This is a genomic window from uncultured Candidatus Kuenenia sp. (genome assembly GCF_900696675.1).
Taxonomy (GTDB): domain Bacteria; phylum Planctomycetota; class Brocadiia; order Brocadiales; family Brocadiaceae; genus Kuenenia; species Kuenenia stuttgartiensis_A.
The window spans coordinates 1-13,134 of the sequence record NZ_CAADGZ010000006.1; the positions used below are offsets into that span (position 1 = coordinate 1).

13 protein-coding genes are annotated in these 13,134 nt (G+C 37.4%); all 13 read left to right on the top strand.

Annotated features, from left to right (window positions below; translation table 11 throughout):
• Positions 1-403: 403 nt before the first annotated feature.
• The 13 genes from QZT26_RS01930 to QZT26_RS01990 all read left to right on the top strand — a co-directional run bounded on the left by QZT26_RS01930 (position 404) and on the right by QZT26_RS01990 (position 13,132).
• Positions 404-787 (top strand): GxxExxY protein, encoded by a 384-nt coding sequence (locus QZT26_RS01930; RefSeq protein ID WP_295100222.1) that lies wholly within the window; start codon positions 404-406, stop codon positions 785-787.
• A gap of 48 nt (positions 788-835) precedes the next feature.
• The gene (locus QZT26_RS01935) at positions 836-1,153 is read left to right on the top strand and encodes a DUF433 domain-containing protein (protein ID WP_295100223.1); all 318 of its coding nucleotides are present in this window, start codon (positions 836-838) and stop codon (positions 1,151-1,153) included.
• A gap of 169 nt (positions 1,154-1,322) precedes the next feature.
• Positions 1,323-2,684, top strand: coding sequence for a hypothetical protein (locus tag QZT26_RS01940; RefSeq protein ID WP_295100225.1), 1,362 nt, complete (start codon positions 1,323-1,325; stop codon positions 2,682-2,684).
• 20 nt (positions 2,685-2,704) lie between these two features.
• Positions 2,705-3,799: a radical SAM protein gene (locus QZT26_RS01945; protein WP_295100227.1), complete on the top strand. Its 1,095-nt coding sequence runs from the start codon at positions 2,705-2,707 to the stop codon at positions 3,797-3,799.
• A 203-nt stretch (positions 3,800-4,002) separates the two neighbouring features.
• Entirely contained in the window at positions 4,003-4,803 is an 801-nt protein-coding gene (locus QZT26_RS01950; protein ID WP_295100229.1) for a glycosyltransferase family 2 protein, read from the top strand.
• Positions 4,800-6,236, top strand: a complete 1,437-nt coding sequence (locus QZT26_RS01955; RefSeq protein WP_295100231.1) for a radical SAM protein — start codon at positions 4,800-4,802, stop codon at positions 6,234-6,236. The genes QZT26_RS01950 and QZT26_RS01955 overlap by 4 nt, the downstream gene beginning before the upstream one ends.
• 4 nt (positions 6,237-6,240) lie before the next feature.
• Complete coding sequence (locus QZT26_RS01960; protein WP_295100233.1) at positions 6,241-7,608, top strand: glycosyltransferase family 39 protein; 1,368 nt, start codon at positions 6,241-6,243, stop codon at positions 7,606-7,608.
• A gap of 50 nt (positions 7,609-7,658) precedes the next feature.
• Positions 7,659-7,892 (top strand): DUF433 domain-containing protein, encoded by a 234-nt coding sequence (locus QZT26_RS01965; protein WP_295100235.1) that lies wholly within the window; start codon positions 7,659-7,661, stop codon positions 7,890-7,892.
• Between the two features lie 3 nt (positions 7,893-7,895).
• Positions 7,896-8,246 (top strand): DUF5615 family PIN-like protein, encoded by a 351-nt coding sequence (locus tag QZT26_RS01970; RefSeq protein ID WP_295100237.1) that lies wholly within the window; start codon positions 7,896-7,898, stop codon positions 8,244-8,246.
• 7 nt (positions 8,247-8,253) lie between these two features.
• Positions 8,254-8,982, top strand: coding sequence for a polyprenol monophosphomannose synthase (locus QZT26_RS01975; RefSeq protein WP_295100238.1), 729 nt, complete (start codon positions 8,254-8,256; stop codon positions 8,980-8,982).
• Positions 8,969-10,432: a radical SAM protein gene (locus QZT26_RS01980; protein WP_295100240.1), complete on the top strand. Its 1,464-nt coding sequence runs from the start codon at positions 8,969-8,971 to the stop codon at positions 10,430-10,432. Before QZT26_RS01975 ends, QZT26_RS01980 begins: the two co-directional genes overlap by 14 nt.
• On the top strand, positions 10,413-11,426 hold the full coding sequence (locus tag QZT26_RS01985; protein ID WP_295100242.1) for a radical SAM protein: 1,014 nt from the start codon (positions 10,413-10,415) through the stop codon (positions 11,424-11,426). The genes QZT26_RS01980 and QZT26_RS01985 overlap by 20 nt, the downstream gene beginning before the upstream one ends.
• 44 nt (positions 11,427-11,470) lie before the next feature.
• The gene (locus QZT26_RS01990; RefSeq protein WP_295100244.1) at positions 11,471-13,132 is read left to right on the top strand and encodes a DUF2079 domain-containing protein; all 1,662 of its coding nucleotides are present in this window, start codon (positions 11,471-11,473) and stop codon (positions 13,130-13,132) included.
• Positions 13,133-13,134: the final 2 nt, after the last annotated feature.

Genomic DNA, 13,134 nt, shown 5'->3' on the forward strand with positions numbered 1-13,134 from the left:
CACCACATGTCATGAAACGTCTTGAACATGTATTGGATGAATCTTGTGATTCGCTTAAAAGAGGGTCAGTTGTTGTTGTAGAAGAGACACGACATCGTATCCGTAAATTACCCATAAAGACCGAAGATGATCGGTGATAACAATGAAACCAATTATTTTTATGGAGATTAAATTTTAAGCACTAATTGGACACAGATAAACTTTGTGCAGCCTTTGGCCGCAACCAAATTCGAAATATAAAACAATTTCAAATGACAAAAAACCCAATGCTCCAGACTTGTAGAGACGCACAGCCGTGCGTCTCTACTAATCAATGCCTTACGGTTGCTTCGACAAGCTCAGCACGAGTATGCATTTTGAAAAACGAGCATAAAAAACAAGAAGTTGATGGATAGTAGTACGGATGAGCACGAATGAAGATAAAATTTTGTATAAGGATTTATCTTATAAAATTGTTGGATTAGCCATGCAGGTGCATAATAAACTGGGGTATGGCTTTTTGGAGAAAGTTTACGAGAATGCCTTGATGGTACTGTTTAGGCGTGAAGGTATTCAGGCAAAACAGCAAGCGCCAATAACTGTCTACTTTGAAGATGAGGTAGTAGGCGATTATTACGCAGATATTTTAGTCGAAGATAAAATTATGTTGGAGCTTAAATCTTCAGAAGGGATAATTGATGCCCACAGAGCACAAACTCTTAATTATTTAAAAGCAACAAAACTGCGGTTGGCAATTATCCTGAATTTTGGGAAAGAGAAGTTGGAGTACGAAAGAATAGTTCTATAAATTGTTATTTATTGTCTTAATTCGTGGCTAATAATATAGGGGATTATTATGAATTCTGTGCAGACTTCTTATGAACATATCGTTATAGGTGAAAGAGGCATTCCTTTAATTGCCGGTACCACAATGAAGGTGGTTGAACTTGTTGTTGAAAAGCTAGCATATGGATGGAGTGCAGAAGAGTTATTTTTTCAGCATCCCGATCTCAGTTTAGGTCAAATATATTCCGCACTAGCTTATTTTGCTGATCACCAAGCCGAATTTGAAAAAGATATAGAGAACCGTTTGGAACTTAGTATTAAGCTGGAAAGAGACGCTGGGACTCCACCTTTACTAACCAGATTGAGAACAAAAGGATTAGTTACGTGATTGCTCTGTATATGGACGAACACGTCCCAAGGGCGATTACAATTGGATTAAGGCTAAGAGGAATTGATGTTCTCACAGAAATAAAGAATCAGATAATATTTTTGCCGTTAAAAAAGTAGAAGTTTATCGTCTTTATTTGTGTAAATTTGTGTTTATTTGTGGCTAAATAATGTCTGATAAAAGTAAGGAAAGATTTTCAACTATCAAAGAACTCAATAAGGATGTTTATGACATTCTTATTAATGACAAACTCGAATTTGATCGCCTAACACGATTAAAAAAGAGAGTTAAGCAGTTACTAAGAAAATACAAGGTGGGGGGATTAAGTGCCATTTTCAATAACCTGTTTTCAAAGAAGGTTATTGATAGAATAAATTCCCCTTCAGATAAAAAGAAAATACTTTACATCACAATTACTCCTTCATTCAATCTGCTCCGCCAGAGTATCTATATTCGAAAAAGTGGAGACTACGAAACGATTCTTCTTATGGAAAGTCCGTGGTTGCTCAAGCTCATGGAAAAGCATTTTGATGTTGTACATATTTATGATACTTACTATGAGCTGGCACACATTCTTAAAGAGGTAAAACCTTATCTAATACATGTACAGGGATCAATGCTGGGCTCGGATTTTTTGTGTATGTTAGCCAAACTGTTAAGCAGTTCAAAAATTGTTTTTGAATTTTATGATGTACCGAGTCTTACCATTAATAGGGAAGATAGTATCAGCGCCTGGGGAAAGAAAGATACGGAGCTTGGATTTTTTGCAGAACAATACGCATGCGAAAATGCAGATGGCATTATTTTAGGCTATTCTAATGAAGCAGCAGAGATATTAAAAAAACAATACAACATAAAAGCCCCGATTTTAGAGTTCCATACTTACGTTTGTAACGAATTTCTCACCAACGGGAACAATGCTAAATATTCACAAAAAGAAGGTAAAATCCATTTAGTGTATGGTGGATACGTATATACAGCTAATATTCCTAAAAACGTAAATGATAGTTTTCAATTTGTAGAATTAATAAAGGAAATCACAAGACAAGGGATATATCTGGATATTTACACTTCTCCACACATGAGTGCAATAAAGTTTGAACAACTCTTCGCAGACTATATAGTTCTTTCCAAAGAAAATGACCTTTTCCGATTCATGAAAGGTTTTCTTCCCCATGAAGCGGTCAACGAATTTTCGCGATATGATTTTGGAATGCTGCATTTGTTTGATCAGGGATCTTCTTTGAATAAATCTAATAAAATTCGGTTGCCTGGAAAATTCTTTTTCTATCTTGAGGCAGGGCTTCCCATTTTAATCAGTGAAGAGTTTGAGTACGGGTCAAAGTTGGTAAGAGAGCATGAAATTGGTATCGTTGTGAGTCAAAAGGATATGTATAACCTTTCTAAAATAATCCCTACGTATGATTACGAAAAATTAAGAAATAATGTCATGGCTGCACGGAAAAAACTTTCTATGGAAGCCAATATTGACAGACTTCTTGATTTCTATGAAGATATTAGGAAATCGTAGAAGAATTTCCGGAGAAACCCGTGTTGCGTATTGATAAACTATATGAAATCTTGCTAAAGTTACACGCGGCGCTTCCCTATAAGTTGGGAAATGGTTTTGCCTTGCCGCTATTGAAAATAGGATTGGAGCTGACGTATCGATGTAATATGAAGTGCATATTTTGTTTTCAACAAGAACTAAGGGGGAAAAAAGAAACCAACGAGTTGTCGGCAGATGAGTTTATTAACTTTATCTCGCAGATTCCTCGGTATACGCTCATTACCTTTACAGGAGGTGAGCCTTTCATCAAGAAGGATAATCTGGAAATAATTAAACATGCCCTGAAAAAACATTGGTGTAATATCATCACCAATGGTGTGATGATGACAGAAGAACATGCGAAAACCTTTGTTGATAATAAATTGGTGCTATTGGGGGTATCAATAGATGGAATTGGCAAATCTCATGATCATGTAAGAGGGTTGAGCGGGGCATACGATAAAATAATACACAACGTAAAATTACTTCAAGGATATAAAAAAAGCAAAAAAGCAAAATACCCCAAGCTTGACATTAAGACCGTAATTATACAAGAAAATCTTGATATGCTGGAAGATGTATACCAATGTGCCGTTGATCTGGATGCAGATTTTCTAACACTATCTCTCTTGAAAGGATCGCCAATGCAATATCGGTCGGAGTTTATGGGTAATCTGAAGGACGATATGCTTTATGCCTCTTCACCGGTAGAACCTTACGTTGACCCAAAAGAAATGGTTCGTAAAATATCCAAGATCATGGAGATGAGTCAAGGCAAGAGATTAAAGATTAGATTATATCCTATGACGTCGCATGCACAAGGCATGGAAACCCATTTCGACAACACAAGGGAACTCATACACCGTTATAAACCATGCCTGATGCCATGGTCATGCTTAATGATTTCTCCGGTGGGGGACGCCTACCCATGTATAGTATATAAAGTTGGAAATATCAGGGAATCGAGCTTGAAATCTATTTGGAATTCTTCAAGATATCGGGAATTCAGGAGAAAACTCAGCGTTGCGGGCCTTTTTCCAAGCTGTGTCGGTTGTTGTCTTCTTCACGAAAGACCTCACGCAAATCTTGCAAATTAGGAGTGTGTACCTGTAGGGTCACTTCAAAGCCTTTCAGGCAAGGTGGTATACTGTAAGAGTTCACAAATAGGGATTTCTAAAATTAGATTTAACTTTTGTTGACATAAATAGTTATAGCATTTCTGGAATCACATTTTGTGCACCCCTTGAGTATATATTAGAATGTTTGTTTAAATAGAATTTTTTAATCTAAAAAGTGATCTATGAAATATAAACTAAGCGCCATAATGCCTGCTTTAAACGAAGAAGGTAATATTGTTGATGCGGTGGAAAATGTTATCGACTCTTGTCGGAAGGTTGGGTGTTCCGTAGAAGTGATTGTGGTGAATGATGGCAGTACGGATAAAACGGAACTCATGGTAAATGGTTTAATGGAAAAATATCCGTTTGTTAAAATGATCCGCCATGACAAGCCCAAAGGTATAGGAGCTTCATATTGGGAGGGTGTTCGAAAATCACAGGGGGAGATGGTTACGTATATCCCTGGAGATTTTCAAAACGACGCTTACGAAACCTTGCGTTATTTACCGGTAATGGATCATGTCGATATTGTGATACCATTTTTTTACAATATGAATGTGCGAACATGGAGCCGAAGAATGATATCAAAATTTTATAAGGGAATTATTAATGTGTCATTTGGCATATTGTTAAACTACATGAATGGTCCTGTGATATTTAGAAAATGTGTCCTGGAGAATGTTGTATTAAAAAGCACTGGTTTTTTTTATCAAACAGAGCTATTGATCAAGTGCCTGAATAGTGGCTATCTGTATGCGGAAGTTTCCTGCGCGGTCAACGAGAGAACAATCGGAGTATCTAAAGCACTTACGCTCCGTTCGTTTTATAAAGTCATAACCGATTATCTCTACACAATGGCTGCTGTCTACGTATTTGACCGGAAAGATAAATCCATCATGCCGAATTCAGTTACCGCTTTACGGCATGAACAGCATGCGGAATTTATAAAGAACCAGCAATTGGGCGGAAAGGCGGCGGGATGAAAGCCACATTCGTCAATTTCTCACAAAACTTCTTCGACAAGCTATCGGTTTATCCTCTGGCAGCGCAACTGAAGAAGCATGCAATTGGCCTGGACTATATAAACATCAATAATTTTAGAAAAGCCATTCGCTATCTGGAGAAGACCTGTCCGCATATAGTATTGTATTCCGCCTTCAGCAAGGACATTTCTATTTATGTCCGATTTGACAAAATACTCAAGGAAACACTTCCCTATCAGATCAAGTCGATAATTGGTGGAGCGGGGGCAACCTATGATTCAGAGCTGCTGGCAAAGAGTTCTATTGATTTCTTATGTGTGGGAGAAGCAGAATATGCCCTTCCGGCGTTTCTGACAAATGGATTTGTTCCCCACAAGAACATTATTACCATGGGAGATAAATACCCTACGGAGTTTTACCCTTTTGCCGACTTAAATGAGCTACCTTTTGAAGATCGAGGGGTAGTTTATGATGAGGATAAGGTTTTGCGAAACATGGCGGCTAAACAGTTTCTCAGTGGTCGAGGGTGCCCTTATCGGTGCACTTATTGCCACAACCACGTCTTCAATGAACGATTCAAGAGCTGTGGGCCTATAGTTCGGCAAAAGAAGGTTGATTATATTATTGAGGAGATAAACCGCGTAAAAGCCTCTTATCCCTTACGGAGAGCGGTCTTTTATGACGATACTTTTATTCTCAACAAAAAATGGCTCAGGGAATTCTGCGGTTCCTTTCCCAAAGAAGTGGGCATTGAGTACACCTGTCAAATTCGTGCTAACCTTATTGATGAAGAAATAGTAAGTTTGCTAAAAGAGTCTCAGTGTGTCCTTGTAACCTGGAGTATCGAATCAGGGAATGATCACACCAGAAACAAAATACTCAAGAGGAACATGAGCACGGATGATATTTTGAATACGGGGAGATTGCTCGCCAAATATAAAATACCCAGTAGAATAGGTAATGTTATTGGCACGCCGGGCGAATCGTTTGATAACATCCTGGAAACGCTGGAGTTGAATATTGAAAGCCGTCCGCAGTTGGCAATGGCTTGGACTTTTGTCCCATATCCTGGACTGTCATTGACAGATTACGCATTAAAAAACGGGTTCCTAAATGCCGGACACCCAGATGACCTCCCCGCAAATTATCTTCGTTCTATTCTCAATTTCTCCAAAGAAGATAAAAAGAGAATTGCCAACCTAACGTTCCTTTTTCCTGCAATGGTGAAACATCCCAACTTGCTCTATCGCAAGAAGAAAGTATTTTATTTCTTAATGAGTTTGTCCCCAGGGATGTTGAGAATTTTCTGGGAGATCTATTACGGTTATCAGGCGTATAGATTGGTGTTCAGCGTGAAACAACCATTTGTATTCAAATTTCGCCTTCTTCTAAGGCATTTAGGAAACATTTATCATTACATTGTTAGGTTTTGATTTTATGTTGAAAAAAATATTATCTGAGAAAAGTATATTGTTTTTTATATTATTTATAGCCGTTTTCCTGCGTTTTTCTTCGCTTGCTGTTTTTATGTATAAAAACGATATTACCATTAGTGAAAATGGAATGTCTGCATATCCTCTCGGTGACGATTCTCAGATATACTATAATACTGCAAAAAATCTTGTGGAAGGTAAAGGGTATAGCATAACAACTACGGAGATATACCAGGAATTGCCCGTATTCTTCAAACCAACCGGTATTCCCAATACGTATTATCAAAATTACTATCCCCCTGTTTATTCGGTATTTTTAAGCATCTTGTACCGTTTATTCGGCACGAGTATCTTAGTATACGCCATACCTCAGATAATTCTTGGAGTCGCGACTTGTTATCTTGCATACTTTATCGCGAGGACCGCTTTTTCCTCGAAGATGGGATTGTTGGCTTGCTTTCTCCTGGCAATTTATCATCCTTTAATATGGTGGACCGCGTATATTCGAGCCGAAACCTTGTTTATATTTTTACTACTTCTTACCATTATTTTCTTGATGAAGGCTGTCCAAAAAAATCTTGATCTAAAATATATCATTTTTTCAGGGATTGCTTTAGGTATATCTTGCTTATGCAGAGCGGTAGTGTTGTATCTGCCGATATTCATTGTGTTTTATTTTGCAATACTACTCTTTAAAAAAGACAAAAAAAGACTCTTTTTGGGCACTACTGTTTTTTTATTAACATTTTGCGTTACACTGGCGCCTTGGTCTTACAGGAACCATAAAATTTTCAAAACGTACTCCGTTACCTCTAGCGATGCATGGGCTACCTTTTATGGTTGTAATGTTATGTCGCCAGACTTGCCATTTTTTGATTTATACGAATTGAAATTTCCTGATGAAAAAGTGGAGATCCTGTTGCCGGGTGATGAAAAGGCGGCAAGTATTGCCTTTGTAAAAGACCGCCCTTTAACTTACGCAAAATTATGCCTCAAAAGATGTATTGCTTTTTGGAGTCCTATCACAAAAAAGCCTTCATTGATAAAAAAAGTTTTGGACACTATTATTTACATCTTTGTCTTTCCAATGGCTTTTTACGGTTTTTATAAATCAAAATGGTGGTTCGATGTAGGGGCAGGTTTGAAACCTGCCCCTACTCTTCTTATTACGGTTATTTTGTATTATACGATATTACACTCTTTGGTAGGTGTTGATGATGCCCTCATATATCGATATCCCATAATTCCTTTGATATGCATTTTTTCTGCATATGGGTATTATGCATATTTCACGCGTATAGGGCACAGACCAACACTGGTAAACACAGATAAAACATTAGAGAGTGTAATGGAGCAAAAAATTGATACGTGATTTACAATTATATAAATTAAGAATACCTGCCAAAAGAAAGGCTATCATATATGAAGGATAGAATTACAATAGACCCTAATATATGCCATGGACAGCCATGTATTAAAGGAACGAGAATAATGGTTTATCTCATCCTGGAGTTAATCGAAGCGGGTCTTACGCCTGATAAAATTATCAGGGATTACTACCCATCTTTAACAAAGAAAGATGTCCAATCGGCGATACATTACGCTGTGACCTTGATAAAAGATGAAGAATACATACCTTACGAGGGAGTTTTGTAAGGAATGTTTCTTGCCGATGAAAATATCCCACCAAAAGTTGTAGAATTTCTAAGAAACAAAGGCTACAAGGTAAAAGATGTTAGGGAAGAAAATTTAAACGGCATATCTGACGATGCATTGATTAACTTAGCGAAGAAAGAAGTTTTTGCCTTAATAACTTTTGATAAACACTTTGGGAATATCCTTCTGTATCCACCAAAAGAGTATCACGGAATCATTCGCATTAATATCCATCCGCCTATTTTAGAAGATATCTTTGAAGCCTTTAACAAATTTTTAAAAAGGTTTGATCTCTCGACACTCGCTGGGATTTTGGTGATACTAGAGAGAAAAGGGTTCAGAATAAAAAGATAACTAAATTATGACAAAATCAAACAGCAACCATAGAATATCCATTGTCGTCCCTACCTATAATGAAAGAGAGACCATTATAAGTTTTCTGGAAAAGGTAACTAATCAGATTACAAAGAATAATTTTGATGCAGGAATCATTGTTGTTGATGATGGGTCTCCAGACGGGACCGCAGAGTTAATAAACGATTTTAGTAAGACGCACCCTAATGTCACTTTACTCAACAGGCGTGAAAAAAGGGGACTGGCTTCTGCCTGTGTTTATGGTTTCAACCACACAAATAGCCACATTCTTGGTGTAATGGATGCTGATTTGAGCCATGCCCCCAGTGCGTTACCTTACCTGCTGAACCCGCTTTTACATAACATGTGTGATATTACGGTGGGAAGTAGATATGTGCCTGGTGGGCGTATTTTAAACTGGCCGTTTAGTCGTTACATGCAGTCCAGACTCGCATGTGCCGTGGGTTCACTGCTTACCAGTATCAGGGATGTTACATCGGGTTTTTTCTTTTTTAAACGAGAGGTTATTGATGGGGTTCAGCTTGACCCTCTGGGTTTTAAAATCTGTTTAGAGATTCTCGTCAAGGGGAATTATCAGACAGTTATGGAAGTACCCTATACCTTTTGTGACAGGATAAGTGGAAAAAGTAAAATGGGTATGAAACAAATTATAGAATACGGTAAACAATTAAAAAGGCTTTACAAGTATAAAAAGAAGAGAAATGTCCAACTATAAAGCCCTCCTTATTAACCCCCCCAGAATACAGGGATATGCATGGACGCGGGAAGGCCGTTGCCAGGAAAAAGAGGGCGTGTTGGGGACGGTAAAGCCACCAATTTCCCTGGCTCTTTTGGGGTCAATACTCAGAAAGAATGCAGTAGACTTTAAACTGCTCGATGCAAATATATTGGATCTTGATTCCAAAGAAATATGTCACTGGTTATCTGAAAATCAATTCACTCCGGAGGTAATCATTTACGGTACGACAACACCCACCATAGTTGATGACACACGAGCCCTTTCCTCAATTAAAAAACGCTATGGCTCAAAACTCATAGCGTTTGGTGCGCATATCACAGGGTTGCCAGAGGGGACGTTGGAGGCATTACCTGAAATCGATATTGGTATTATTGGTGAGCCAGAGTGTGTTATTCTTGATATCATAAAGAATGGAAATCTTCAGGAACTTGAAAAGGTTAATAATATCGTTTACAGGAATTCTACAGGAAAGATTGTTGTTAACAAAATACACCTTTTACAAAACGGGTTAGACGATCTTCCCCTGCCTGCATGGGACTTGCTCCCATTAGAAAAGTATACTTTGCCTTTTACGGGGGAAAGATACCTCCTTGTTGAAACAAGTCGAGGTTGCCCGTTCTCCTGTGATTTTTGTGTAGCCCCCCTGTTTCACGGAACGGTATTCAGACAGAAAAGAGCTTCCATGGTGGTGGATGAAATAGAAACGTTACAGAAGAAATTTAAGATAAATACCTTCTATTTGTGGGGAGATACCGTCACTCTTCATAAGAAGTTTATGAGTGATTTTTGTGATGAGGTTGTCAGGAAAAAACTGGATATCAAATGGTTTTCTAATAGTCGTGCAGATACATTGTCGGATTTCGCTCTCGTAGAAAAAATGAAAGCATCGGGGTGCTGGATGCTTTCCATAGGGATAGAATCTTTGAATGAAAAAACATTAGATAGTATAAATAAGAAATTAAGTGTGGAAAAGATTGCAGATTCGCTAAAATTACTTAAAAAGGTGGGGATTGTTTCTTTTGGGTTTTTCATCCTCGGCCATCCGGATGAAACAATGAACGATATTAACAAAACACTGGAAATGATCCTTAAACTGCCCCTTGATTATGCTAATTTTTATCCCGCAGTTCCTTATCCTGGTACACAATTCTATGAAAAGTGTGTTAAAAATAATTACCTGGTAAAGGGAAATGAATGGCAAAAGATGGAGTATTCTCACTACGTCCTCAAAACAAATGAATTTGATGAGGCAATCGTAATGAATGAAATATCACGTGCGAAGAGGAGATTCTATCTTAGATTGTCTTTCATTGTCAATCATGTGAGATTAATTGGTTTTTATAATACCGTGGTTTTTATTATTAAATACCTGTATAAAATGGCACATGTTTCTCATCATAAACATCATGCTACTAACAGCATATAGGGAATTAAAAACTTTCGGAAAGATTTTCTTATCGAAATATTTTAAGAGGAAATTCCTCCTATCTACAAGCTTTGTCGTTACCAATAGGTGTAATTCCCGGTGTAATTATTGTAATTCCTACAATATTAAGTCAGATGAAATGGATACCCGTGACGTATTCCGAATGATAGATGAGTTTTCCGCCTTAGGAATTAAACGTATGGGATTCACCGGTGGAGAACCGTTGTTGCGTGAGGATATTGGTAATATAATTTCTTATACCCACGAGAAAGGCATTACGACTACGCTGTTTTCCAACGGGGCGTTAATTCCTAAAAAGATAGGAGACCTCGAACACCTGGACTTGCTTTTACTTAGTTTAGATGGCCCACCCCAGCTTCATGATTCCATTAGAGGGATGAATGGGTCTTTTGAACATGTACTGAGTGCAATTCACGCTGCGCGAGAAGTGGACCTGCCCGTGTGGATTAATACCGTTATAACAAAGGCCAATGTTGATCAACTTTCCTATCTGGTTAATTTTGCTTTACAAAACCACGTAAAGATTATGTTTATGCCTGTTTTCAATTATACATTGACAGCGGGACAAGGCACTATTGATGATTTGAGTGCGCACGAGTGGCCTTTTAAAACTGCGATTCACAACCTGATTACTCACAAGAAAAAGGGGGCACCGATAGTTAATTCAACAAGTTATTTTCGATATATTCTTGAAAATTGGCCGGACTCAAACCATCTTCAGTGCAAGGCCGGATTCAACTTCTGCGCAGTAGGGCCTAATGGGATGGTATATCCATGCCACTATCTTATTGGCTCTGACTGTGGTGCAGATGGGAGAAAAATTGGATTTAGAAACGCATTTGAAAGCCTGAAGATACCCAAATGTAAAGGATGTTTTGGTAATGCTTATGTGGACCTGAATTTGTTTATAGAAGGGAACCTCAATGTAATCTTGAATACCCTCAAACACATCGAGCTGAGAAAGCGTGCCTAACTATGTTTCAGTACTTTGCGAATAGATAAACTACCCCGTTTGCCATGATAGAACAGCATACCTCCTCTTTTTTCCTGATATACACGATGGGGATATTGTCAACGCTCGCCATCGTGGCGGCATTTTTCTTTGTTTTTCTGAAAAATGCCTTTCTCCTCAACCAGGCAAGGCTTGTTTTTATCTGTTCATTAATCTTTTATTTTGCCGGTATCTTAACGTTCCAACTCTTAAAGCTCCACACATTCAAATATTACGGTGACTTTGCCATCTGGCTAGAATTATTTTCTAATATTGTTGACGGACGAGGCATTATTTCTACTTTACACCAAACATCGTTTGGATTCGGTGACACACGGAACTATCTGGCATTACATTTTGTACCTTTAATATACATTCTTGTACTTCCACTTCATATCTTCAAAAACTATCCTGTATATATAATCGTATTACAGACCCTCATTCTTGCTTCATCTGTCATTCCCATATATCTTTTTTCAAGAGATATCTTCAATAATAAAAAAATAGGCTATCTGTTTGCGGCATCTATTCTATTCTTTCCTACCATTCAATACATCAATCTCTATGATTTTGAGTTTTTGAGGATTTCTATTCCATTATTATTATTTAGTTTCTATTTTGTGTATAAAAAGAAATATATTGCCTATTACATTTTTTTTATTTTATCTATTTTAGTGCGTGAGGAGGTGGCTTTAACTACGTTCTTATTTGGATTTTATATCCTTTTTGTTATGAAAGAAAAAAGAATCGGCATAAGCACCTCTGCCATTTCAATGGTATATTTCCTTGTAGTATTCAAAATCATCATGCCATACTTTGCCGGCAACTCAAACAGCATGCATCATCACCTGGCATTTGGGAATTTTTCATATATGGGGAATACCCCTTCTCAAATATTACTCTATATTATTTCTCATCCATTTACGATTATTTCAAATTTGTTCGATAAAATAAAAATAGCCAATTTTTTAATGTATGTTTTGCCGCTCAGTTTTGCCTCTTTCTTTTCACCATCGATTCTTTTAATTTCTGCAGCAAATCTCCTGCTCAATTTTTTGAGCGTCTCAATTTCTCATTACTCATATATTCTCTACTATCTCTCTCCCAGTATCCCCTTTTTGTTTCTGTCCGCAATTAACGGGGTAAAAAATATAGGCGACAGATGGATTCCTTTCCTGAAGCATAAGAAGATTTTGCCGGATAAACTTGACAATAATTCGTTGACTTACTCCCTGGTGAGTTGTATCTTTATTGCCTGTGTATCATCAAATATTTTCTTTGGACCATCTCCGTTATCTATCCAGTTTTGGAACCATGGGTATAAATTAGCGCCTTATAAAACTCATAATTTCCACTATTCCCAATATATTCCTACCGAACATCATAAAAAGGCCTTTTCATTTTTACCTTTAATTCCGGATAATGCATCTGTTTCTGCGGAGCATTTTTTCTTACCTTATCTTTATATGAAAAAAACCTTAATGGTATTCCCTATTTTTGAAGGGGCTGATTATGTATTAATTGATAAAAAACATCCCATTAAATTTGGTACTATAGGGATCGATCCGATAGCGGCACGAAAGAATCCTCAACAGTTTTATGATTTGGTAGAAAAGCACACAGATAGCTGGGAATTGATTAAAAAAGAAGACGGCATATTTTTATACAAAAAAAGACAATGGAATTAGAG

Coding starts and splice junctions, on each gene's coding strand:
- QZT26_RS01935 (WP_295100223.1), top strand. CDS start 836: ATGAATTCTGTGCAGACTTCTTATGAACATATCGTTATAGGTGAAAGA.
- QZT26_RS01950 (WP_295100229.1), top strand. CDS start 4,003: ATGAAATATAAACTAAGCGCCATAATGCCTGCTTTAAACGAAGAAGGT.
- QZT26_RS01970 (WP_295100237.1), top strand. CDS start 7,896: ATGTTTCTTGCCGATGAAAATATCCCACCAAAAGTTGTAGAATTTCTA.
- QZT26_RS01975 (WP_295100238.1), top strand. CDS start 8,254: ATGACAAAATCAAACAGCAACCATAGAATATCCATTGTCGTCCCTACC.
- QZT26_RS01985 (WP_295100242.1), top strand. CDS start 10,413: ATGCTACTAACAGCATATAGGGAATTAAAAACTTTCGGAAAGATTTTC.
- QZT26_RS01940 (WP_295100225.1), top strand. CDS start 1,323: ATGTCTGATAAAAGTAAGGAAAGATTTTCAACTATCAAAGAACTCAAT.
- QZT26_RS01990 (WP_295100244.1), top strand. CDS start 11,471: ATGATAGAACAGCATACCTCCTCTTTTTTCCTGATATACACGATGGGG.
- QZT26_RS01955 (WP_295100231.1), top strand. CDS start 4,800: ATGAAAGCCACATTCGTCAATTTCTCACAAAACTTCTTCGACAAGCTA.
- QZT26_RS01965 (WP_295100235.1), top strand. CDS start 7,659: ATGAAGGATAGAATTACAATAGACCCTAATATATGCCATGGACAGCCA.
- QZT26_RS01930 (WP_295100222.1), top strand. CDS start 404: ATGAGCACGAATGAAGATAAAATTTTGTATAAGGATTTATCTTATAAA.
- QZT26_RS01980 (WP_295100240.1), top strand. CDS start 8,969: ATGTCCAACTATAAAGCCCTCCTTATTAACCCCCCCAGAATACAGGGA.
- QZT26_RS01960 (WP_295100233.1), top strand. CDS start 6,241: ATGTTGAAAAAAATATTATCTGAGAAAAGTATATTGTTTTTTATATTA.